The sequence below is a fragment of the Aquabacterium sp. genome (assembly GCF_021768455.1).
Classification (GTDB): domain Bacteria; phylum Pseudomonadota; class Gammaproteobacteria; order Burkholderiales; family Burkholderiaceae_C; genus Aquabacterium.
Window position 1 is genome coordinate 1 of record NZ_JAIZVX010000002.1, and the last position, 20,854, is coordinate 20,854.

Annotated in this window: 22 protein-coding genes and 1 pseudogene; 7 read left to right on the top strand and 16 right to left on the bottom strand. The window is 66.5% G+C overall.

Translation table 11 applies throughout. The features are described from left to right. The 4 genes and pseudogenes from QZ994_RS00385 to QZ994_RS00400 form a co-directional block, all read right to left on the bottom strand. Positions 1-128: pseudogene (locus tag QZ994_RS00385) on the bottom strand (molecular chaperone DnaJ); the annotation flags it as partial. A gap of 29 nt (positions 129-157) precedes the next feature. After that, positions 158-1,933: a replication endonuclease gene (locus tag QZ994_RS00390; RefSeq protein ID WP_290866703.1), complete on the bottom strand. Its 1,776-nt coding sequence runs from the start codon at positions 1,931-1,933 to the stop codon at positions 158-160. A 125-nt stretch (positions 1,934-2,058) separates the two neighbouring features. Further along, entirely contained in the window at positions 2,059-2,373 is a 315-nt protein-coding gene (locus tag QZ994_RS00395; protein WP_290866707.1) for a hypothetical protein, read from the bottom strand. Positions 2,374-2,388: 15 nt separating this feature from the next. Beyond that, the gene (locus tag QZ994_RS00400) at positions 2,389-2,622 is read right to left on the bottom strand and encodes a hypothetical protein (protein WP_290866710.1); all 234 of its coding nucleotides are present in this window, start codon (positions 2,620-2,622) and stop codon (positions 2,389-2,391) included. 253 nt (positions 2,623-2,875) lie between these two features. Between QZ994_RS00400 and QZ994_RS00405 the strand changes: the two genes are divergently transcribed. The 4 genes from QZ994_RS00405 to QZ994_RS00420 all read left to right on the top strand — a co-directional run bounded on the left by QZ994_RS00405 (position 2,876) and on the right by QZ994_RS00420 (position 6,367). Further along, positions 2,876-3,301, top strand: a complete 426-nt coding sequence (locus tag QZ994_RS00405) for a hypothetical protein (protein ID WP_290866713.1) — start codon at positions 2,876-2,878, stop codon at positions 3,299-3,301. 112 nt (positions 3,302-3,413) lie between these two features. Next, complete coding sequence (locus QZ994_RS00410; protein WP_290866717.1) at positions 3,414-4,433, top strand: amino acid ABC transporter substrate-binding protein; 1,020 nt, start codon at positions 3,414-3,416, stop codon at positions 4,431-4,433. A gap of 21 nt (positions 4,434-4,454) precedes the next feature. After that, positions 4,455-5,321, top strand: coding sequence for an ABC transporter permease subunit (locus QZ994_RS00415; RefSeq protein WP_290866720.1), 867 nt, complete (start codon positions 4,455-4,457; stop codon positions 5,319-5,321). Positions 5,322-5,341: 20 nt separating this feature from the next. Then, positions 5,342-6,367: an amino acid ABC transporter permease gene (locus tag QZ994_RS00420; RefSeq protein WP_290866885.1), complete on the top strand. Its 1,026-nt coding sequence runs from the start codon at positions 5,342-5,344 to the stop codon at positions 6,365-6,367. Between the two features lie 65 nt (positions 6,368-6,432). On the opposite strand, the gene QZ994_RS00425 is transcribed toward QZ994_RS00420, so the two are convergent. The 6 genes from QZ994_RS00425 to mltG form a co-directional block, all read right to left on the bottom strand. After that, positions 6,433-6,639, bottom strand: a complete 207-nt coding sequence (locus tag QZ994_RS00425) for a hypothetical protein (RefSeq protein WP_290866723.1) — start codon at positions 6,637-6,639, stop codon at positions 6,433-6,435. Between the two features lie 137 nt (positions 6,640-6,776). Then, a complete protein-coding gene (locus QZ994_RS00430) occupies positions 6,777-7,562 on the bottom strand; it encodes a TatD family hydrolase (protein WP_290866726.1) in 786 nt (261 codons plus the stop codon). A gap of 56 nt (positions 7,563-7,618) precedes the next feature. Beyond that, the gene (locus tag QZ994_RS00435; RefSeq protein ID WP_290866730.1) at positions 7,619-8,065 is read right to left on the bottom strand and encodes a PilZ domain-containing protein; all 447 of its coding nucleotides are present in this window, start codon (positions 8,063-8,065) and stop codon (positions 7,619-7,621) included. 132 nt (positions 8,066-8,197) lie between these two features. Next, entirely contained in the window at positions 8,198-9,274 is a 1,077-nt protein-coding gene (locus tag QZ994_RS00440) for a DNA polymerase III subunit delta' (RefSeq protein ID WP_290866733.1), read from the bottom strand. Continuing rightward, positions 9,271-9,891, bottom strand: coding sequence for a dTMP kinase (gene tmk, locus QZ994_RS00445; protein WP_290866736.1), 621 nt, complete (start codon positions 9,889-9,891; stop codon positions 9,271-9,273). Before tmk ends, QZ994_RS00440 begins: the two co-directional genes overlap by 4 nt. Further along, positions 9,888-10,952, bottom strand: a complete 1,065-nt coding sequence (gene mltG, locus QZ994_RS00450; protein WP_290866739.1) for an endolytic transglycosylase MltG — start codon at positions 10,950-10,952, stop codon at positions 9,888-9,890. Before mltG ends, tmk begins: the two co-directional genes overlap by 4 nt. Positions 10,953-10,977: 25 nt before the next feature. Between mltG and QZ994_RS00455 the strand changes: the two genes are divergently transcribed. From QZ994_RS00455 to QZ994_RS00465, 3 genes are all read left to right on the top strand, one after another. Then, positions 10,978-11,970 carry a folate-binding protein gene (locus QZ994_RS00455; protein ID WP_290866742.1) on the top strand — a complete coding sequence of 331 codons (993 nt, stop codon included), beginning with the start codon at positions 10,978-10,980 and terminating at the stop codon, positions 11,968-11,970. A gap of 92 nt (positions 11,971-12,062) precedes the next feature. Further along, the gene (locus QZ994_RS00460; protein WP_290866745.1) at positions 12,063-12,431 is read left to right on the top strand and encodes a DUF4936 family protein; all 369 of its coding nucleotides are present in this window, start codon (positions 12,063-12,065) and stop codon (positions 12,429-12,431) included. A 9-nt stretch (positions 12,432-12,440) separates the two neighbouring features. Beyond that, the gene (locus QZ994_RS00465; RefSeq protein WP_290866748.1) at positions 12,441-13,442 is read left to right on the top strand and encodes an NRDE family protein; all 1,002 of its coding nucleotides are present in this window, start codon (positions 12,441-12,443) and stop codon (positions 13,440-13,442) included. A gap of 42 nt (positions 13,443-13,484) precedes the next feature. On the opposite strand, the gene QZ994_RS00470 is transcribed toward QZ994_RS00465, so the two are convergent. The 6 genes from QZ994_RS00470 to QZ994_RS00495 form a co-directional block, all read right to left on the bottom strand. Further along, positions 13,485-14,351, bottom strand: a complete 867-nt coding sequence (locus QZ994_RS00470; protein ID WP_290866751.1) for a YbgC/FadM family acyl-CoA thioesterase — start codon at positions 14,349-14,351, stop codon at positions 13,485-13,487. A 10-nt stretch (positions 14,352-14,361) separates the two neighbouring features. Next, positions 14,362-16,104, bottom strand: coding sequence for an AMP-binding protein (locus tag QZ994_RS00475; protein WP_290866754.1), 1,743 nt, complete (start codon positions 16,102-16,104; stop codon positions 14,362-14,364). Between the two features lie 85 nt (positions 16,105-16,189). Further along, on the bottom strand, positions 16,190-17,479 hold the full coding sequence (locus tag QZ994_RS00480; RefSeq protein ID WP_290866757.1) for an acetyl-CoA C-acetyltransferase: 1,290 nt from the start codon (positions 17,477-17,479) through the stop codon (positions 16,190-16,192). 51 nt (positions 17,480-17,530) lie between these two features. After that, on the bottom strand, positions 17,531-18,391 hold the full coding sequence (locus tag QZ994_RS00485; protein ID WP_290866761.1) for a MaoC/PaaZ C-terminal domain-containing protein: 861 nt from the start codon (positions 18,389-18,391) through the stop codon (positions 17,531-17,533). A 26-nt stretch (positions 18,392-18,417) separates the two neighbouring features. Continuing rightward, positions 18,418-19,827, bottom strand: coding sequence for a 3-oxoacyl-ACP reductase (locus tag QZ994_RS00490; protein WP_290866764.1), 1,410 nt, complete (start codon positions 19,825-19,827; stop codon positions 18,418-18,420). 142 nt (positions 19,828-19,969) lie between these two features. Next, the gene (locus tag QZ994_RS00495) at positions 19,970-20,743 is read right to left on the bottom strand and encodes a TetR/AcrR family transcriptional regulator (protein ID WP_290866767.1); all 774 of its coding nucleotides are present in this window, start codon (positions 20,741-20,743) and stop codon (positions 19,970-19,972) included. Positions 20,744-20,854: the final 111 nt, after the last annotated feature.

Below are 20,854 nucleotides of genomic sequence, written 5' to 3' on the forward strand. Positions count from 1 at the left end.
CCCGGTTCGCCGTTGCCGGACGAGCGGATGCGCATGCCGTTGTCGATGCCGACCGGGATCTTCACTTCCAGCGTCTTGTTGCGCTTGATGCGGCCCTGGCCCGCGCAGGCCGCGCACGGCTCCGCAAGTGGGGCAGTCGATGTGCCCCAGCACTTCCTTAGATTGGCTCATGGTGGTGGTGTGGTGGTGGTGTTTGGTGCTCCCCCGTGGCCTCTCGCAGCCACGGGGCGAACCGATCAACCCCCCGCAGGCCGTCACAGTGGACGGCTCGGGGGGCTTGGGGCCTCGTCGGCCCCTTGTCTTGCGTACAGTTATTGACACGGGTCCGAGGGAGTGAAGCGCCGCAGGCGCTCCACTCAAATGCCCGCGCTCGGGCCTGCTCTCGTTGCTCGGGGCTCCATGTGCCGCGTGCCTTCCATTCCTTGCGGCTGCTACGCGCCACAAAGCCCGCCGCCTTGTCCAGCACGCCCACGTGCTTCGCCTGGGTGGCGGTTTCGTACCGGCCGACCACTTCGCGCTTCTCGGTGGCGACCGCGTAGGCGTAGCCGCGCCCCGATGCCGCGCCGCCTTGGGCTGTCAGGTACAGGCCCCAATCCGCGCCGCCCTCGGCCGTCTTGTTGGTGGCATCCCAGGCCAGCCGCAGACCCTCGGGGGCGAATTGCAGCGCCGCCGCTTCGACCCGGCGCAGTTCGCGCCATGCCGTGACCGGGGGTTGCCCGATGGCCTGAAACTGCCGGATGTGGTGGGCACGCGCCCAGAAACGCACGCGGGTGGCGCCCTCGTAAAGCTGCCCCTGCTCCATCACGATCTTGGCCCCGTCTTCCTCGTCGTGGTGGCCTTCGTCCAGGGTGGCGCCGTGCCCGTCGATGCCCTTGCTGATGTACTTTGCGCAGTAGCCCGCCGCGCCGCCTGGGTTCAACGCCACGGCCTTGAAACGGTGCTCCGCTGCGCCGCTCTCGTCGCCCGAGTCGGCCAGCCAGTAAGCCCGCAGCAGGGCCGCCGCCTTGCAGGCATTCCCAGGCATCGAACCCGCGATGCCCTCACGCTCGGCCGCGCTGGGCTCGACCCATAGCATTGCGTGCCAATGGGGGGTGCCGTCTTGGTGCGGCTCGGCCACCCGAAAGCCGAACACGCCCAGGCCGCGCCGCTGCAAAGCCGAACGCGCCCGCGCCCAGGTCTTGCACAGCCATTGCTGCCCGTCCTTGATCGTCGGACGGCCGGCCGCCTCCCAATTGGGATTGGGGCGCCCGTTGTGCTTGGTGGCGTGGTACCGGCTCGGGGTGGTGTGCGTGGTGAAAATGCCCAGCCAGCCCGCTTCATCGGCCCATGCTTCGCATCCCTTGATGCGGGTCATCAGTTCGCCGCGACGGATAGCCGGGTTGGCGGTGCTCTTGGCCGCCAGTTCGCCCAGGTTGAACACTTGGCCGTCCGCGTTTTCGAGCTCGGTCCCTTCCAGGGTGGCCCGGTTGCGCTCGTCTTGCTCCAACATCCGGTGCACGGTGTCGTGAGTGACGTAGGGTTGCCGCCGCTTTGCGCAGACCTCGGACGCCTCACGGCCTGCCGCCTCACGCTTTGCGATGGCCGCCCGCGTCAGTTGGCGCCGCCACCAGTAGGCGCAGGACACGCGGGCGATGATGCCGCCCAGGTCTTGCAGGGTGTCGACAAAGGGCCGCGCATCCAGGGGCGCCAGCACATCGGCCAGCAGCGCGAAAAACCGCTCACGGTGGTAAATGGTGCGCTCGGGGTCTTCCAGGCCCGCGACCTCGGCCGCCGCCTGGGTGGTGATCCGCTCGACGGCCTGGGGCATCATGTCGGCCCGCTGGCGTGCCAGTTCGCGCAATTCGCGCCCGCGCATGGATGGCTCGACAGGCCGCGCACGGTTGGCCGCCTGGGTGGCCGCGATTTGCGCGACGGCCTGGGCGACCTCGGCCACCGTGGCACGGGTGCCCAGGGTGGCCGCATGGTTGAAACGGTTGATCTTGAGGCGATCCGGGCCAGTGTCCAGCCAGTTCGCCCGCGCCCGCTCACGCTGAAGGGGCGACAGGTTGCGGCGCCTGCTCATGGCAACATCCCCGCATCCCATCCGGCACACTCACGGCCGAACAGGACGAACATGGCGCCCACTCGGCACTTTTGTTCCCAGGTGAACGCCTCAAACCGCAGGGGCACGGCTTCGACCTCGGGCACGGCCAGCGAGACAAGCGCGAGTTTCACCCGCTCGTCAAGCCCCTGCCACGTCTTTTCCCACTTGGACAACAAAGCCGGGTTTCGGCTCCGCAAAAGCTGGGCGATGCTCACCCCCTGGGCGTCAGCCTGGGCGCGCAGATCGGCGCCGCCGATGGCGTGCCGCTCTTGGTCCGTGGTGGGCCGCATGGCGTGCCGCCTGGGTCAGAACGTGACGACAGCGCCCGCCTGGGCCTTGCCTTGCAGACCGGCACGGTCCCGGAATTCGTCAGCGTGGGCCGCTTGATGCACCAGGGCGAAGCCGATCACGTCGGCCTGCTCGGGGTCAAGTCGCACTTCCAGACCCTTGCCGCAGGGGCTCACCAGTTGGAGCACCACATAGGCGCCCAGGTTTTCGCTCACGACGGAGCCCGCTTCGATCTTTGTGGTGTGCTTCATGCTTGATCCCTTCCCCCCGGTGCCCTTGGTAGGTGTGCCGGGCCCCTGCTGTTTGGGGGGGATCGTCCAGGGCTGCCCGGCACAGGGGCGAAGCATAAACGGGTCGTGGTGCTATTTCACGGGCCGTTGTGCAATGTGTCGGCGCTGACACATGGGGTTGCAATTCGTGCGTTTTTGTGCTTCACACCCTGTTAGGGGTATCGCTTCATGGTGTTTACACGTATCGTTTTGGTATCACAGATCGGGGGATCTCATGCTTACTACTGCAAAGCTGCTCGACGCCGCGAAACGCGCCCAGGGCATCACGTCGGAATACCGTCTTGCCCGCGTGCTGGGTGTCACAGATAGCGCCCTTTGGAACTACAGACACGGCCGCACGCCGGACGACGAACGCGCCCTAAAAATCGCCGCGCTTGCCGGTCTTGATGCCCGGTATGTGCTTGTTTGCCTTGCCGCCGAACGGGCCAAAGATGACGCATCCCGCGCCGTGCTTCTGGCCTCTGCCGCGATCCTGGGCGATGCCCTCGGCATCCCTCCCGATGGCCCCGATGATGGCGACCGATCGGACAAAACGCCGCGCACGTTGGACGCCATCCCGGCGCCCGCTTCTTCACTGTCTATTGGGGTTTCGAGCGATTCGCCCGCCGCACAGGGTACCGATGCGTTTTATACATCGTAGCAAGTTATTAATGCGGATTGCTGCGCGAAGAAAGCAAGCCCCTCGCTCGGCGCCGGGTGTGCGTCCTCACGTATGCTTGACCCTTCGCGTCACGTCACACCCGCCTCGCACCATGCGCACCTTGATCCGCCCATTGTTGTCTGTCGTCCTCGGTCTGGCCGCCATGCAGGCCCAGGCCGGCAAAACGCTCGACGCCGTGCGCCAGCGTGGGCAGGTCCAGTGCGGTGTGACCAATGGCGTGGCCGGCTTCTCGGCGCCCGATGCCCAGGGGCGCTGGCAAGGGCTGGACGTTGACGTCTGCCGTGCCATCGCAGCGGCCGTGCTGGGCGATCCCAACAAGGTCAGCTTCGTCTCGCTCAACGCCCAGCAGCGCTTCACGGCCCTGCAGTCCGGCCAGATCGACGTGCTCTCACGCAACAGCTCCTGGACGCTGACCCGCGATGCCTCCTTGGGCCTGAACTTCACCGCCATCACCTATTTCGATGGCCAGGGCTTCCTGGTGCCCAAAAAGCTCAAGGTCACCAGCGCAAGGCAACTCAAGGGCGCACAGGTCTGCACCCAGGCCGGCACCATCAACGAAAAGAACCTCTCCGATTTCTCCCGCACGGCGAAGCTCAACATCAAGCCCGTGGTGTTCGACGGCTTTGAAGCGGCTTTCAAGGCGTTTTTCGCTGGCCGTTGCCAGGCCTTCAGCACCGACGCATCGGCCTTGTCCACCATCCGCAACAAGGAAGCCAGCAAGCCCGACGACTACGTGATCCTTCCGGACATCATCTCCAAAGAGCCCCTGGGCCCGGTGGTCAAACGCGGTGACGACGACTGGTTCGCCATCGTCAAGTGGACGGTCTTTGCCCTGCAGAACGCCGAAGAACTCGGCATCACCCAGGCCAATGCCGACAAGCTCAAAGTCAGTGAAGACCCGGCGATCCAGCGTCTGCTGGGCTCGGGTGAAGACATGGGCAAGCTGCTGGGGCTGGAGAAGACCTGGGCGCTCAAGGCCATCCAGGCCGTGGGCAACTATGGCGAGGTGTTCGAGCGCAATGTGGGTGCGCAATCACCGCTGAAGTTGCCCCGTGGCGCGAACAGGCTCTGGAATCAGGGTGGTCTGATCTACGCGCCACCCGTGCGCTGACCCCGAGGCCCCGCGCCCACGATGTTCGAGTTCCTGCAGCAGCCCGCCGGCTTTGACATCGGCGAGACCGGCCTGCTGGCCTTTGACGCGACCCAGCCCCTGTGGCGCGCCATGCTGGTCGGCCTGGGCAACACCCTGAGGGTGGCCTTGCCTGCCTTGCTCCTGGCCACGTTGCTGGCCACGGCCGTGGCCCTGGCGCGCCGCGCCCGCAGTGCGCCGTTGCGCTGGGCGGGGGGCGCTTTCGTCGACACCCTGCGCAACGTGCCTTTGCTGGTGCAGTTGCTGGTGGTCTATTTCCTGCTGATCGAGTGGCTGCCGGATTCCAGCCAGGCGCTGCCCTTGCTGCCCGGCGTGTGGCTGAGCAAAGGTGGCCTGGCCTTTCCATGGCCCGATGCCTGGCTGAGCCAACCTTCTGGCCAGGGATTCTGGAACTGGCCGGTTCAAGGCGGCTTCAACATCGATGGCGGCGCCGCCCTCACGCCCGAGTACCTGGCGGTCTGCCTGTCGCTCACGCTGTACACCGCGGCCTTCCTGGCCGAGGTGATCCGTGGTGGGCTGGAGGCCGTGCCCCCCTCCCTGCTGGAGGCCGCTGAAACGCTGGGGGCGACCCGCTGGCAGGCCTTGTGCCGGATCGTGCTGCCCCAGGCGCTGCGCGCCATCGTGCCGGCCGCTACCAACCAGTACCTCAACCTCATCAAGAACTCGTCGTTGGCGGTGGCCGTGGGCTACCCCGATCTGGTCTCGGTTGGCAACACGGCATTGAACCAGACGGGTCAGGCCGTGGCCTGCGTGCTGGTGATGATGTCGGTCTACCTCAGCCTGTCGCTGCTGACTTCGGCCTTCATGAACTGGTTCAACCGCCGGCAGGCCCTGAAAGGCGTGGCATGAAAGGGGCTGGCTTGGCAGCAGTGAAGTGGGCCGTCACGGTGCTGGCTGGCGTGCTGCTCGCATGGTTGGGCTGGCAGGTGTTCAACTGGGCCGTGCTGAAGGCCGTGTTTCAGCCCGATCTGCTCGCGTGCCAGTCACTCGACCACGCTGGGGCCTGCTGGGGTGTGGTTGCCGAGAAATTTCGACCCATGGTGCTGGGCGCCTACCCCCATGAAGCGCAGTGGCGGCCTTTGACCGCCTTGGCACTCACGGGCGCCTTCGCCTGTGTGGCGTTTGGCTCGGTTTGGGCCCCTCGAGGCTGGCGCCTGTCATCGCGCGCGGCCTGGTTCCTCGGGCTCTGCTGGCTGCTGGGCAGCCTGGGGCTGATGCGAGGCGGCTTTGCGGGGCTGGAAAGCGTGCCCGTGTCGCAATGGGGCGGCTTGCCCCTGACCCTGGTGCTGGCCGTGGCCAGTCTGGTGTTGTCGCTCCCGCTGGGCATCTTGCTGGCCTTGGGCCGGCGCTCGCCACACGCTGGCTTGAGTCTGCCCTGCACGGTGTTCATCGAGACGGTGCGCGGGGTGCCTCTGGTCACCTTGCTCTTCATGGCGGCCTTCATGCTGCCCGCCCTCTTCCCGGCCGATGCCCAGCCCAGCCTGTTTGGGCGTGTGCTGGCCACGCTCAGCCTGTTTTCTGCGGCCTACCTGGCTGAACTGGTGCGTGCCGGTTTGCAGACGGTGCCTGCCGAACAGGTCGAGGCTGCCCAAGTGCTGGGCCTCACGGGCTGGCGCATCCAGCTGAAGGTGGTCTTGCCACAAGCCTTGCGGGCGGTGCTGCCGGCCCTCGTCAGCCACACGATCGGGCTGTTGAAAGACACCTCGCTGGTCATGGTGGTCAGCCTGCACGAACTCACGGGCTCACTCGGCCTGGCCTTGGGGGGCGATGCCGACTGGCGTCCCTTCTATTTCGAAGGCTACCTCTTCATCGCGGCCATTTACGCCCTCATGTGCCTGGGCCTCGCCCGTCTGGGGCGTCGCATCGAGGCGGGTTGGCAGCAGGCGGTGCGCTGAGCCGTCCCCAAAAAAAGACCCGCCATCGGGCGGGTCACATCGCACTGAGCCGCAAGCCAGTGTGTTCAGGATTGAGCGCGGTCCCGCGGGGGCATCGACTCGCCTTCGCCGTCTTCTTCACCGTTGACCATGGGGATCAGCGGTTTGTCCAGCGGGCGGCACACGCGGCTGTGCAGTCGGTTCAGGCGCTCGGAGCCTTCCATGGCCTTGAGAACCGCTTGCGGGTCCATCATCAAGGCAAAAGGATTGGCGTAAAGACCTTGCTTCTGCATGCTGCCTCCGGTGTGAAAAGTGAATGTCGATGGAAGTCATCGTAGGCTTCACGGGCCGAAGGCGGTAGTCGCCAAAGCGCCAGACCGCCTGTCAGAAATTGTCTGACAAGGGTTGGCGCAATGGTGCGTTCAAACCCTCAGGCGGCCCGCACACCCGAGAACAAATCCTCGAAGTTGGCCGACGTGATGCGGCCCAGCTCGGCCAGGTCGACGCCTTTGAGTTCGGCCATCAGTTGCGCCACCAGGGCCACATAGGCCGGTGAGTTCGTTTTGCCCCGGTGCGGCGCTGGCGCCAGGTAGGGGCTGTCGGTTTCGATCAGACAGCGATCGAGCGGCACGAAGCGGGCGACGTCGCGCAGGTCGGCAGCGTTCTTGAAGGTGAGGATGCCCGAGAACGAAATGTAGAAGCCCAGGTCGAGGGCTGCACGGGCCACGGCTTCGGTTTCGGTGAAGCAGTGGAAGACGCCGCCCACCTGCCCTTGCCCGCTTTCACGCAGGATGGCCAGGGTGTCGTCGCTGGCCTGGCGGGTATGGATCACCAGCGGCAGCGCGGTTTGTCGGGCGGCCTCGATGTGCACACGAAAGCGCTCACGCTGCCAGGCCATGTCGGCCACGGTGCGGTCGCCCAAGCGGTAGTAATCCAGGCCGGTCTCGCCGATGCCCACCACGCGTGGCAAAGCGGCCCTTTCCACCAGATCGGCCACCGTGGGTTCCTGGATGCCTTCGTTGTCGGGGTGCACGCCCACCGTGGCCCAGAAGTTGTCGTAGCGGGTGGCCAGGGCGTGGACTTCCGGGAACTCTTCCAGCGTGGTGCTGATGCACAGTGCCCGGTCGACACCGGCTTCGTGCATCTCGGCGCGGATCTGGTCGAGTTGCTCGGCGTACTGAGGGAAATTGAGGTGGCAGTGGGAATCGACAAACATGGGGACGTGACCTGGGCGCAAGGGGCTGCAGGGCGCAGCCAACCCATGATCTTGCCTCAAAGTGTCTGTGTGGGCTTGCTCGACGAGATGTTGGTGCCCAGGATCTGCTCGATCTTCACGCGCAGCAGTCGGGTCTTGTCGTCTGCGGGGAAACGAACCCCCACGCCTTGTGTGCGGCCCCCCGACGCATTGGCCGGGGTGATCCAGGCGATCTTGCCCGCCACAGGGTAACGCTGCGGGTCTTCTGGCAAAGAGAGCAGCAGGTAGATGTCGTCGCCCAGGGTGTATTCGCGCGTTGTGGGCACAAACAGACCCCCATCGGTGAAGGCTGGGATGTAGGCAGCGTACAGCGCGCCCTTTTCGCGGAAGACGAGCTGGATAACGCTGGGGCGTGCTGGCGATCCCGGCACACCGGCTCCCAAGGCCCCGAGGCCGGGGCTCAGCCGCCCCGGGCCCGAGGGCGCAAAGGCAGAGGGCAATGCCGTCGTCTGAAAATCACTCATCGTGGGGAAAGTGTAAGGCCTGCATTGGGCCCCACGGCGTGAAATAGCGCTCACTCCAACGGGTCTTTACGCACTGTCACACCCCCGATTCGGAGGGGCCACTCGCCCACATGTGCGATCGATCGCCCAGGCTCAGCGCGGTCGGCTCACCTTGGGCGCCATCACGGCGCGGGCCTGCAGCAGCAGGGTCTCGACCTTGAGTCCGGCGTTCCAGGGGTGCTCGGCGTGCCGGCTCAGCTTGCGCAGCTCTTGCGACCAGAGCGTCAGCCGATCGAGGTGAGGCGGTTTGGGCAGGCTGCTGGCCGGAAAGTAGCGCGGCGCCGCGCCCACGGCCGTGCAGGCCAGGTCGTGGCAGAGCTTCTGCAGGGTCTCGACGACCAAGGGCAAGGGCCAGCTGGTCAGGGCGGTGGCATTGCCTTGCACCAGGTCCTTGGGGATCATGGGCCAGTAGCGGGCGTCCAGGCCCAGTTCATGGCGCTCTCTGGCCGTGAGCGGCTGGCCACCCGCGGCCGACAGCAGCACCTGGGCATCGGTTTGCGACAGGCCCTCGACCGCATCGGCCAGCCAGCTCGCCGCAGCGGCCTCTTCCGGCCAGGGCAGGCGCCAGGCCTGGCACCGGCTGCGCACGGTGGGCAGGAGTTCGTCCAGTGCCGACCCGCTCAGCACGAAACGAACCTGGCCCGGCGGCTCTTCCAGGGTCTTGAGCAGGGTGTTGGCGGCCACGAGGTTCATGCGCTCGGCCGGGTGCAGCAACACCACCTTGGCCCGGCCGCGTGAAGCGGTGTTCTGCGAAAACTGGACCACGGCGCGGATGGCCTCGACCTTGATCTCCTGGCTGAGCTTCTTGCCCTTGCCCGAAGATTTCTCGGCCTTGTCGCCCCCCTCGCCTTCTTCGCTCCCGCCCGCCTGCCATCCCAGGGAGGCCTGAAGGGCCTCGGGCAGCACGACCTTCAGGTCAGGGTGAGAACCGGCGTCGATCAGGTGGCAACTGGCACAGAGCCCGCATGCGGGGCGGAAGGCCGATCCAGCAGGCTGCGCTTCGCACAACCAGGCACGTGCCAGCGCCAGCCCGAATTCGAACTGGCCGATGCCCGGGGCACCATGCAGCAGCACCGCGTGGCTGTTGAGCTGGTCAAGGGCGCCTTGCAAGGCCGGTTGCAGCCAGGGCCACAGCGGCGCGCGGGGGCCCTGTTCGTCGCGGGCGCTCATGCCAGGCCTCGCTCGACCATGGCCAGGCGGATCTGCTCGGCCACGTCTGCGGGGGAGCGGGCGGCGTCGATCAGCACGAAACGCTCGGGCTGGGCGGCGCGGCGCGCCAGGTAGGTGGCGCGCACGCGTTCGAAGAAGGCCTGGTCCTGGGCTTCGAATCGATCCGGCTGGCGTGCGGCACTCAGGCGGGCCGCGGCGACGGCGGGTGGCAGGTCAAACAGCAGCGTCAGGTCGGGCTGGCGACCGGCCTGCACCCAGTGTTCGAGCGTGCCCAGCACGTTGAGGTCAAAGCCCCGGCCTCCCCCCTGGTAGGCGAAGGTTGCATCGGTGAAGCGGTCGCACAGCACCCAGGCACCACGGGCCAGGGCCGGTTCGATCACCTGCTGAAGGTGGTCGCGTCGGCCGGCGAAGACCAGCAGGGCCTCGGTGAGCGGGTCCATGGCGTCGTGCAGAAAGAGCCCGCGGAGCTTCTCGGCCAGCGGCGTGCCTCCGGGCTCGCGGGTGCGCACCACTTCGTGGCCGGCCTGCCGCCAGGCCTGCTCGAGCGCATCCAGGTGGGTGGTCTTGCCCGCGCCGTCGATGCCTTCGAAGGTAATGAAGCGGCCGGTGGGGCTCATGGGCTCTTTCTGGCGTTGCTGACGCCGCGTTGGTACAGGTTCACGGCCCGATTATGCTCAGCCAATGTGGTGCTGAAGGCACTGCTGCCATCGCCGCGCGCGACGAAATACAGGGCCTTGCTGGGCGCAGGGTTGACCGCGGCCAGCAAGGCGGCCTTGCCCGGCATGGCGATCGGCGTGGGGGGCAGGCCTCGGCGGGTGTACGTGTTCCAGGGCGTGTCCGTCTGCAGATGGCTCTTGCGCAGGTTGCCATCGAAGGCATCGCCCACGCCGTAAATCACGGTGGGATCGGTCTGCAGCGGCATGCCGATGCGCAGGCGGTTGGTGAACACGGCCGCGATCAGCGGGCGGTCGCTTTCCTGGCCTGTTTCCTTTTCGACGATGGAGGCGAGCACCAGGGCGTCTTGTGGCGTAGACAGGGGCAGGTTGCTCTGGCGCTGTGCCCAGGCCGCATCCAGCTGTTTGACCATGGCCTGCATGGCGCGCTTCATCACCGCCAGATCGCTGCTGCCTTTGGCGTAGGAATAGGTGTCGGGAAAGAAGTGGCCCTCGGCCGGCACACCCTGCAGGCCCAACCGGGCCATGATCTCGGCGTCGCTCAGTCCTGCGGTGTCGGCCTTGAGGCCTTCGGCCTGGGCCAGTTCGGCGCGGAAGCGCTTGAAGGTCCAGCCCTCGATCAGCCGGACGGTCGCGAGGCTGGCATCGCCACGCACCATCATGCGCAGCAGGTCGCGCGGGGTGGCCCCGGCCGACAGTTCATAGCTGCCGGCCTTGAGCTGGCGCGATTGTCCGGAGACACGGAACCACTGGTACAGCAACCAGGGCGAGGTCTCGACCCCGGCATCGACCCATTCTCGGGCCACATCGCGCGGCGTGCTGCCGGTTTCGATGGACACGTCGACCACCGGGGTGCGCAGGCTCAAGGGCTGGTGCAGCCACCATGCAACGCTGGCGGCCGCGCCCAGCAAGGCGATGGCCAGCAGACCGAGCAAGGGACGCAGCACGCCACCGGCTTGCCGCACAAAGGAAGTGGGATACACCCGGTGATGTGGTTCATGCATGACGGGCGTGATGATAATGACCTCCATGAGCCAGATCCAACTTCCAGAAGCAAAGTCGTGGGGCGGTGCCCTGCTTGTGTCCGACCTGGGTGTGCTGCAGGCCCAAGGTGCCGATGCCGCCACCTTCCTCCATGGCCAGTTGAGCCAGGACACCAAGGGGCAGGCCGCCACCGAAGGTCGCCTGGCCGCCTACTGTTCGGCCAAGGGGCGGATGCTCGCCAGCATGGTCACCTTGCGCCCTGAGCCTGAAACCTTCTGGCTGCTGACCGATCGCCAGGTGCTGCCTGGCCTGCTCAAGCGCCTGCAGATGTTTGTGTTGCGCGCCAAGGCTGTCCTGAGCGACGCCTCGGCCACGCTGAACGTGGTGGGGCTGGTGGGCGAGGTGGCCCAGGGCTGGCTGGGTGAAGCGGCAGGCAGCGAGCCCTGGCAGGCCCGTGCCCATGCAGGTGGGCAGGTGCTGCGCCTGCCGGATGTACAGGGTGTGGCCCGCTGGGTCTGGGTTGGGCCGGCGTCGGAGGCCGCCACGGTGACGGGCGCCCTGCCCGCCTTGCCCGAGGCCGCCTGGCGCTGGCTGGATGTGATGAGTGGCGTGCCACGCATCGAGGCCACGACGGTCGATCAGTTCGTGCCGCAGATGGTGAATTTCGAACTGATCGGTGGCGTGAACTTCAAGAAGGGCTGCTATCCGGGCCAGGAAGTGGTGGCGCGCAGCCAGTATCGGGGCACGACCAAGCGCCGCGCTTTTGTCGTTCACGCGGCGCAGGCGCTGCAACCGGGACAGGAAGTGTTCAGCGCCGCGGATCCGGCCCAGCCTGCCGGCCTGGTGATCAACACCGCGCCCATGCCGACGGCATCGCCCTCGGCCGGTTTGCCGGTGGACGGCGGGCCCAGCAGCGCCCTGATCGAACTCAAGTTGGCTGCAGTGGGTTCGGCCTTGTTTGCAGGTTCTGCGGATGGGGTGGCCCTCACCCTGGGCAGCCTGCCCTACGACCTGCCCAGTGCCGAATCGGCCGACTGAGAGAAATCCTTAACGGCCATCTGACGCGTTTGCCCCGTGAACACGGGGCGCGCGACGCAGGCTGACCAGGCCTTGCGTTAGGCTTCACCCTGATGTTGGCCGCGCCCCTCCCCTCCCCTGTTTCGCCTGAGCCCCAGAGGCCCGGGCGAGCCCTTTACGTCTATTACCGCGTGCCCATGGGACAGACCCTTGCCTTGCAGGCTCGGGTGCGGGCCATGCAGGCCACCCTGAACGAGGCCTTTCCTGGCCTGCAGAGCCAATTGCTGCGCCGGGCAGATGGCCCCGCGGATGCCGCCGAACTCACCTGGATGGAGGTCTACGCACACCCGCAGGGCGTGAGCGCCGCCTGCGAAGAGGCGCTGGCCGATGCGGCGGCAGACCTGTCTGCATGGGGGATGGGGCATCGCCACGTCGAGGTGTTCGTGTCAATGGAGGCCACGCCCGTGGCCAGGATGGATTGAGGTCGTACCATGTGCCTGGTCGCGTTGGCGCTTGATCAAAGCAGCCGTTTTCCCTTTGTGTTGGCCGCCAACCGTGACGAGTTCATGGACCGCCCCTCCGCCCGGCTGGGATGGTGGGAGCCCGAAGGCGGTGGCCCGGCCATCCTGGGCGGTCGCGATCTGCAGGCTGGCGGCACCTGGCTGGGCCTGACCGCGCAAGGTCGTCTGGGTCTGGTCACCAATGTGCGCAACCCCAAGGAGCAGGACGACGAGGCCCCCTCGCGCGGTCTGGTGGTGCCCCAGTGGCTCAAAGGCGATGTGCCGATGCAGATGCTGTGGCCCCGTCTGGCGATGTCTGGCTACAACGGCTTCAACCTGCTGGCGCTGGACTTCGCTCAGGGTGAGTGCTTCTGGATCAACAACCGCAACCTCTATCCACAGCGCATCGACAAGGGCATCTTTGGCCTGTCCAACGCCGTGCTCAACACGCCTTGGCCCAAGGTTCAGGCCCTCAAGGCCAGGATGAAGGTTGCCATCCCCAGTTCGGCCACGGCCGACGAGCTGGCCAACAGCCTGTTTGAAGCCTTGGCCGATCCCAGCCAGCCAGAGGACAAACTCCTGCCCCATACCGGCGTGAGCATGGAATGGGAGCGCCTGCTCTCGTCGGCGTTCATCCGTTCGGAAGATGGGCGCTACGGTACACGTTGTTCGACCCTGGTCATCACCGAGCGGGTCAACAAGCGCCTGGTCACGCACGTGATGGAGCGCAGCTTCACGGGCAAGGCCGGCATGGCCCTCCTGCGGCGCGTGACGCTGAAGAACTGGCCCCCTCGGCACACCATGGACCCCACCGAGGTGGCCCGCCTCGGTGCCACCCTGCCGCCGGCCGCATTGCGCCACGAAGATGCGTTCGAGAGCAGCGAGGTATCGGAAGACGCCCACCACGCCCTGGCTGCCACAGGCACCACGCCGCGGCCCCGAGCCCGCAGCCTCATCAAGCCGAACAAGGTCAAGCCCCTCGGCACCATCTGACCTCGGCCTTCCGCCAGGCTGCGTCGTTTGGGCAGGCCTGGATCAGAGTGTGAGCGTCATGCGCTGGTGCGGGATGCCGACTTCGTCGAAAACGGGGCCTTCGGCCCGGAAGCCCAGGCGGGTGTAGAACCCCTGGGCGCTGACCTGCGCATGCAAGGCGATCTGCTGGATCTGCCGGGCACGGGCCTGTTCCAGCAGGGTCTCCAGCATCAACTGGCCCAGTCCCACACCGCGGCTGCTGCGCAGCACCGCCATGCGGCCCACCTTGGCCGCGCCGTTCGCCTGCCCAACGTGGATCAGGCGTCCTGTGGCCAGCGGCAATCCTGCGAGGTTGCAGGCCACGACGTGCACCGCCTCGGCATCGTCCTCGTCCCACTCTTCGGATTCGGGGATGCCCTGCTCGCCGACGAACACGGCCTTGCGCACGACCCGGGCGGCCTCGCCGACTTCGTCCCACGAGCCCGCCCGAACGGAATGCACGGGCCGTTCGCTGGCATGGGCTTCGATCTGGGCGCGCAGGCTGTCGGGCACACGCATGGGTTGGCGGTCCGCCAGGCTGGTCAGCACGTAGACGGCCTCGCCGCTGACGATCAGTCGTCCCTGTGCCCACACGGCCCAGGCCATGGTGAGAGAAGAGTTGCCGATGCGCTCGCAGCGCACGCCCACCTCCAGCCAGTCATCGAGCCGGGCGGGCGCGTGGTACTGCATGCTGTTGGCGCGCATGTAGAGGTCGCCCTGCACATGCAGCAGGCCTTCCGGGTAGGGCAGGCCCACTTCACGCCAGTAGTCGGACATGGCCGCGTCGAGGTAGCTCAGGTAGTGAGCGTTGAAGACCACCTGCTGGGCGTCGACCTCGGCCCAGCGGACACGCAAACGGTGGATGAAGCTGAATTCGTCGGGGCGGCTCATGCAGGCAAGGTTAGCGCAACTCGCGCCGCAGGATCTTGCCCACGGGGGTCTTGGGCAGCTCTTCGTTGCGGAATTCCACGATGCGCGGGATCTTGTAGCCGGTCAGGCTCTTGCGGCAGTGTTCGATCACGGCTTCCTTGGTCAGCGTGGGCGCGCGCGGCACGATGATGACCTTCACGCGCTCGCCGGCCACCTCGTCGGGCACACCCACGGCGGCCACTTCCTTGACGTCGGGGTGCATGGCGATCACGTCTTCGATCTCGTTGGGGTAGACGTTGAAGCCCGAGACCAGGATCATGTCCTTCTTGCGATCGACGATCTTCAGGAAACCGAGCTCGTCCATCACGGCGATGTCGCCAGTGGCCAGCCAGCCGTCCTGGTCGATCACCTCGGCGGTGGCTTCAGGGCGGTTCCAGTAGCCCTTCATGACCTGGGGGCCCCGCACGCAAAGCTCACCCGGCTCGCCGATGTCGGCCCAGGAGCCGTCGTCACGGCGGTTACGCACCTCCGTGGAGGGCAAGGGCACCCCGATGGACCCGGTGAAGGTGGGGCCCGGCTTGGAGATGTCGACCGGGGCCTGGGTGACGATGGGCGAGCACTCGGTCAGGCCATAGCCCTCCACGATGGCGTTGCCTGTGACCTCCTTCCAGCGCTCTGCGATCGAGCGCTGCAGGGCCATGCCGCCTGCGATCGAAAGCTTGAGCTTGGAGAAGTCGCGCTTTCGGAACTCGGGGTCGTCCAGGAAGGACGAATACAGTGTGTTGACGCAGGTGATCCCGCTGAAATGCTCGTTCTTCAGGATCATCATGACGCGCTTGGTGTCGCGCGGGTTGGCGATCAGGATGTTGCGACCGCCCAGTGCCATGAAGATCAGGCAGTTCACGGTCAGCGAGAAGATGTGATACAGCGGCAGCGGCGTGACCACGGTTTCGGTTTCGCCCGTGAGCTGGCCTTCGGCAAAGGCCAGGGCCTGCTGGCAGTTGGACAGCACATTGCGGTGCGTGAGCATGGCACCCTTGGCCACGCCAGTGGTGCCCCCTGTGTACTGCAGGAAGGCCAGGTCGTCTGCGGTGACGGCCACGGGTTTGAGCTGCTGCGGCGAGGCGGCCTGGAGCGCATCACGGATCCAGATGGCGCCGGGCAGCTTGTACTCGGGCACCATTTTCTGCACATGGCGCAGCGCGAAGTTGAGCGCCCGCCCCTTGAGGTTGAGCCAGCCGTCGGACAGCAGGTCGCCGATCTGGGTCAGCACGATGCGCTTGACCGCGGTACCGGCCATGGCGTCCTGCAGGGTCTTGGCGAAGGTTTCCATCACGATGATGGTTTCAGCGCCGCTGTCTTTGAGCTGGTGGTTGAGCTCGCGCGCCGTGTAGAGCGGGTTGACGTTGACCACCACCGCACCGATGCGCAGGACCGCAAACAACACCACCGGGTACTGGAAGGTGTTGGGCAGCATGATGGCCACGCGGTCGCCCTTTTTCACACCCTGGGTTTGCAGCCAGGCCGCGAAGGTGCGCACCAGGCGGTCGAGGCGGTCATAGGACATCTCGGTGCCGATGCTGACGAAGCCAGGGCGGTTGCGGAACTTGTTCACGCACTCGTCAAAGTACTGGCTCAGCGAGCTGTACTTGTGGACGTCGATGTCGTGCGGCACGCCCTTCACGTAGGACGACAGCCAGATGCGGCGGGTGCTGCCATCGGGGTTGACGATGGACTGGCCGGACGGGATGGCGGCTGCGGCGTTGTGGCTCATGTGTGTCTCCTTCAAGGCCTGCCTGGCTCGAGGCGAGGCGGCAGGTCGGTGCAGTCTGCAGGCTGTGGGCGAGGTACGGTGGGGCTCAGCGTTCCAGGATGGCGACCACGCCCTGCCCCCCCGCTGCGCAGATCGAGATCAGGCCACGACCCGAGCCCTTCTGGGCCAGCATCTTGGCCAGCGACGCCACAATGCGCCCGCCGGTGGCGGCAAAGGGGTGGCCCGCGGCCAGCGAGCTGCCGTTGACGTTGAGCTTGCGACGGTCGATGGCGCCCAGGGGTTTGTCGAGCCCCAGTTTTTCCTTGCAGTAGACCGGGTCTTCCCAGGCCTTGAGGGTGCACAGCACCTGGGCGGCAAAGGCCTCGTGGATCTCGTAGAAATCGAAGTCCTGCAGGGTCAGGCCGGCACGGGCCAGCATGCGCGGCACGGCGTAGGCCGGGGCCATCAGCAGGCCTTCCTTTTTGTTGAAGAAGTCGACCGCGGCCACTTCGCTGTGCGTGATGTAGGCCTGCACCGGCAGCTTGCGTGCGGCCGCCCATTCTTCGCTGGCCAGCAGCACGGCCGAGGCACCATCGGTCAGCGGGGTGGAGTTGGCCGGTGTGAGCGTGCCCTGGCCGGGGGCGACCTTCTTGTCGAAGCAGGGCTTGAGCGAGCGCAGCTTCTCGATGGTGATGCCTTCGCGCAGGTTGTTGTCCTTGCTCACGCCCTTGAAGGGGGTGATGAGGTCGGCCAGGAAGCCTTCCTTGTAGGCACGGGCCAGGTTGGTGTGCGAGGCCAGGGCCAGCTGGTCCTGCTCTTCGCGGGGGATGCCCCACTCGCGCGCCATCAGCTCGGCGTGCTCGCCCATGGAAAAGCCGGTGCGCGGCTCGCCATTCTTGGGGATGGCCGGCTTGACCAGCATGCTCGGGCGGATCTGGCTGAGCACCTTGAGCTGGGCCATGGTGCCCTTGGCGCGGTTGGCTTCCATCAGGATCTTGCGCATCTTCTCGTTGATGCCGATGGGGGCGTCGGAAGTGGTGTCCACACCGCCACCGATGCCGGATTCGATCTGGCCCAGGGCGATCTTGTTGCCCACCAGCATGATGGCTTCCAGGCCGGTGCCGCAAGCCTGTTGCAGGTCGTAGGCCGGCGTTTCGGGCGAGAGCGTGGTGGACAGCACGGATTCGCGCACCAGGTTGAAGTCCCGGCTGTGCTTCATCACGGCGCCGGCGGCCACGTCGCCCAGGCGTTCGCCATGCAGGTTGAAGCGGTCGGCCAGGCCCTGCAGGGTGGCGGTCAGCATCTCCTGGTTGGAGACGTTGCTGTAGGCGGTGTTGGAGCGGGCGAAGGGGATGCGGTTGCCACCCAGGATGGCGACGCGACGGACGTGGGTCATGATGGGACTTTCAGATTCAATGTGCGGGGATGGCGTGGGCTGCGGGGTGGCTCAGTAGCTCACCCGGCCGCGCAGATGGGGCTTGTCGCCCTTGGCGTTGCGGACCTCGAACAGGGCACCGGATTCGCTGCGGGCCGCCCAGAGCGAGGCGCGGGCCGGCAGGTAGAGCGGTGTCTTGAACTCGACCAGCACCTCGGCCTGGCTGAGGGCCTCGCGGGGCAGCAACATGGCCAGCGCGCGGGCCTTGGTCCACATGCCATGGGCGATGGCCTTGCGGAAGCCCAGGAAGCGCGCCGTGAGCGCCGACAGGTGGATGGGGTTGATGTCACCCGAGACGCGGCCGTAGCTGCGGCCAATGCCGGCCCCGGCGTAGAAATCGGCCTGGTGCGACAGCGGGGTCGGGTCGACCAGGGCGCTGGCATAAGGCTCGCCCTTGGGCTGACGCACGCCCAGGCGCAGCAGGGTCCAGGTGCTTTCCCAGACCACCTCCCCGGCACGCAGTGCGCGAGCGTGGAGAGTGAAGGCCTGGCCCTTTTCGTGGGCGTAGAGCTCGCCGGTGCGCATCTCGATGCGCAGCTCATCGCCCACCTGGATGGGCTGGCGCAGTGTCGCGCTGTTGGCCAGGTGCACCAGGCCCATGGCGGGCCACGGGAAGCGACGCGACCCGAACAGCATCATGGCCAGCGGGAAGGCCGACAGGTGCGGCACCAGCATGGGCACGCCGTGCACCTTGCAGAAGCCGCAGACCTTGGCGTAGGCCGCCACGTCTTTCTGGGTGATGAGGACCTTGGGTCGGACATAGGTGACCTCGGGCAAGGCCTCGACCACACCCGGGCGCTTGCTGCTGGAGCGCAGCGCACCCAGGTTGAGCGCCAGGGCGCCGGGCAGCTTGTTGACTTCGATGATCTTCATGGACCGATCTCGTTCAAGGGCTGCGCTCAGGCGCCGATCAGGCTCTGCCCGCACACGCGGATCACATTGCCCGTGACACCACTGGACGCCGGGCTGGCAAACCAGGCGATGGCCTCGGCCACGTCGACCGGCTGGCCGCCCTGGCTCATGGAATTCATGCGGCGACCTGCTTCGCGGATGGCAAAGGGGATGGCGGCCGTCATGGCGGTTTCAATGAAGCCCGGGGCCACGGCGTTGATGGTGATGCCCTTTTCTGCGAACAGCGGGGCGCTGGCCTGGACCATGCCGATGACACCGGCCTTGGAAACGGCGTAGTTGGTCTGCCCCATGTTGCCGGCCACGCCCGAGATGGACGACACGCAGACGATGCGGCCGCCCGACTTGAGCGCGCCGGACGCCACCAGGGCCTCGTTGATGCGCTCCTGCGTGGACAGGTTGACGTTGACCACGAGCTGCCAGAGGTGCTCCTTCATGTTGGCCACGGTCTTGTCGCGGGTGATGCCGGCGTTGTGCACGACCACGTCCCAACCGCCGTCGGCGCGGGCTGCGTCAACCAGCTTCTGAGGGGCGTCTGGCGCACCGATGTCCAGGGCCAGGGCGCTGCCACCCAGGCGCTTGGCGACGGCATCCAGCCCGGCCTGGGCCTGTGGCACGTCGAGGCAGATGACCTGGGCACCTTCACGGGCCATGACCTCGGCGATGGCCTCACCAATGCCACGCGAAGCCCCGGTGACCAGTACCTTCTTGCCCGCGAGGGACTGGGCCCAGTCGGCCGGTTCCTGCAGGCCGCCCACCAGCTTGCCCACGCGGATCACCTGGGCCGAAACATAAGCCGAGCGCGGCGAGATCAGGAAACGCAGCGTGGATTCCAGGTGGGCCTCGGCGCCCTCCTCCACATAGACCAGCTGGGCGTTGATGCCCTTCTTGAGTTCCTTGCCCAGCGAGCGGCTGAGGCCTTCCAGGGCGCGCTGGATGGCAGCCTTTCGGGGTGAAGCGCACTGCTCAGGCGGGCGACCCAGGATGACCACGCGGCCGCAGGGCAGCACCGAGCGGGCGGCATCGTGGAAGAACCAGTAGAGCGCATCCGACTGGGTGCTGTCCTCCAGACCGGTGGCGTCGAAGACCAGGGCCTTGACCTTTTCCCCTGGCTGGCCGTTGTTGTTCCAGCGGCCGGTGGTGAGGCCCTCCTTGTTGGCCACGGCCACCCACTGGGGCAGCTTGTCGTGGGCCAGGGTCTGGGCGCCGATGCGCTTGAACACGCTGGCCAGGGCCGGCAACAACTGGGGTTCACCGCCTCCACCGATGAGCACAGAGCCCTTGATCACAGGCTGACCGGGCTTGTAGCGCTCCAGCTGCATGGGCTTGGGCAGGCCCAGTGCATTGACGAGCTTGGCGCCCATGGGCGAGTTGGCGAAATCAAGGTAACCGTCGGACATGTGACTCACTCTGTGTGATGGCCAGGGGACGTGGACAGTCGCCTCAGGCCGGTTGATGACGTGGTGGGCCTAACCGGCACACCGCTGGGGGTGGTGTCGCCCGAAGGCGGCACCGGGGGTCAGGAGATGGCGATGCCGGCCCTCATGCGCTGCTGACTTCGCTGAGCGCCAGCTTGGCCGTGCCGGCCGAGGTCGCCCCGACCGCAGCCACACCCGGCAGGTTGACGATGGCATCGAAGAGGTTGGTCTGATCGGGACCGGGAAGCGGCGCCTTGAGCGCGGCCACCATCAACGAGGCCAGGCGGGACAGGATGAGGGCTTCGTTGTCGCCGCTGTCCTGCGTGAACTCGCGGATCACGCGCTGGGTGTTGCCCGCGGCCAGGATGCTGGAGAGCGCGCCCATGGCAAAGTTCAGCCGGAAGCCCAGGTCGTGGCGGTGCAGATCGGGCAGCGTGCGCTGGAAGGCCGAGAAAAAACGCCCGAGGATCTGGATGTAGTGCGTGTTGATGAAGTCGCGTACCACCGGGGAGGGGTCGGTGTAGGAGCGGCCCAGGAAGTGCAGGTAGCGGTCGGCGAAAGGCACGTCGCTGCGGAAGATGCGCACCGCTGGCAGGAACAGGGCCACGAGCACGTGTTCGCAGGTGAGCTTGTCGCCCAGGGCCGCTTCGAAGGTGTCCAGCATGGCCAGTCGCTGTTCGTTCAGCGGGTCGAGCTGGCGGGCGAGCACGGCATGGATGAGCGCATCCTTGCTGCCGAAGTGGTAGTTGACCGCGGCGAGGTTGACGGCCGCTGCGCTGGTGATCTGTCGCATCGACATCGATTCGAAGCCGCCGGAGACGAACAGCGTCTCGGCCGCATCGAGGATGCGAGTCTTGGTGTCAGCAGGTGAAAGCCGGTTAGGGGCTGGTGCAGCCATGTGTGTGTTCCCCACGTTACGGACGTTTCAAACGTCCGTTTCATGAACGGTTGCAATGGTATGCGACGGCGCCACCAGCGCAGCGCGTCGCACGCGTCAAAAAAATGGGTT

Excerpts from the sequence above, each read along its gene's own strand:
- mltG (WP_290866739.1), bottom strand. The coding sequence starts at position 10,952 with ATGCATGAACCACATCACCGGGTGTATCCCACTTCCTTTGTGCGGCAA.
- QZ994_RS00480 (WP_290866757.1), bottom strand. The coding sequence starts at position 17,479 with ATGACCCACGTCCGTCGCGTCGCCATCCTGGGTGGCAACCGCATCCCC.
- QZ994_RS00455 (WP_290866742.1), top strand. The coding sequence starts at position 10,978 with ATGAGCCAGATCCAACTTCCAGAAGCAAAGTCGTGGGGCGGTGCCCTG.
- QZ994_RS00470 (WP_290866751.1), bottom strand. The coding sequence starts at position 14,351 with ATGAGCCGCCCCGACGAATTCAGCTTCATCCACCGTTTGCGTGTCCGC.
- QZ994_RS00430 (WP_290866726.1), bottom strand. The coding sequence starts at position 7,562 with ATGTTTGTCGATTCCCACTGCCACCTCAATTTCCCTCAGTACGCCGAG.
- QZ994_RS00415 (WP_290866720.1), top strand. The coding sequence starts at position 4,455 with ATGTTCGAGTTCCTGCAGCAGCCCGCCGGCTTTGACATCGGCGAGACC.
- QZ994_RS00425 (WP_290866723.1), bottom strand. The coding sequence starts at position 6,639 with ATGCAGAAGCAAGGTCTTTACGCCAATCCTTTTGCCTTGATGATGGAC.
- QZ994_RS00405 (WP_290866713.1), top strand. The coding sequence starts at position 2,876 with ATGCTTACTACTGCAAAGCTGCTCGACGCCGCGAAACGCGCCCAGGGC.
- tmk (WP_290866736.1), bottom strand. The coding sequence starts at position 9,891 with ATGAGCCCCACCGGCCGCTTCATTACCTTCGAAGGCATCGACGGCGCG.
- QZ994_RS00485 (WP_290866761.1), bottom strand. The coding sequence starts at position 18,391 with ATGAAGATCATCGAAGTCAACAAGCTGCCCGGCGCCCTGGCGCTCAAC.
- QZ994_RS00440 (WP_290866733.1), bottom strand. The coding sequence starts at position 9,274 with ATGAGCGCCCGCGACGAACAGGGCCCCCGCGCGCCGCTGTGGCCCTGG.
- QZ994_RS00465 (WP_290866748.1), top strand. The coding sequence starts at position 12,441 with ATGTGCCTGGTCGCGTTGGCGCTTGATCAAAGCAGCCGTTTTCCCTTT.
- QZ994_RS00475 (WP_290866754.1), bottom strand. The coding sequence starts at position 16,104 with ATGAGCCACAACGCCGCAGCCGCCATCCCGTCCGGCCAGTCCATCGTC.
- QZ994_RS00495 (WP_290866767.1), bottom strand. The coding sequence starts at position 20,743 with ATGGCTGCACCAGCCCCTAACCGGCTTTCACCTGCTGACACCAAGACT.
- QZ994_RS00460 (WP_290866745.1), top strand. The coding sequence starts at position 12,063 with ATGTTGGCCGCGCCCCTCCCCTCCCCTGTTTCGCCTGAGCCCCAGAGG.
- QZ994_RS00490 (WP_290866764.1), bottom strand. The coding sequence starts at position 19,827 with ATGTCCGACGGTTACCTTGATTTCGCCAACTCGCCCATGGGCGCCAAG.
- QZ994_RS00435 (WP_290866730.1), bottom strand. The coding sequence starts at position 8,065 with ATGAGTGATTTTCAGACGACGGCATTGCCCTCTGCCTTTGCGCCCTCG.
- QZ994_RS00400 (WP_290866710.1), bottom strand. The coding sequence starts at position 2,622 with ATGAAGCACACCACAAAGATCGAAGCGGGCTCCGTCGTGAGCGAAAAC.
- QZ994_RS00410 (WP_290866717.1), top strand. The coding sequence starts at position 3,414 with ATGCGCACCTTGATCCGCCCATTGTTGTCTGTCGTCCTCGGTCTGGCC.
- QZ994_RS00395 (WP_290866707.1), bottom strand. The coding sequence starts at position 2,373 with ATGCGGCCCACCACGGACCAAGAGCGGCACGCCATCGGCGGCGCCGAT.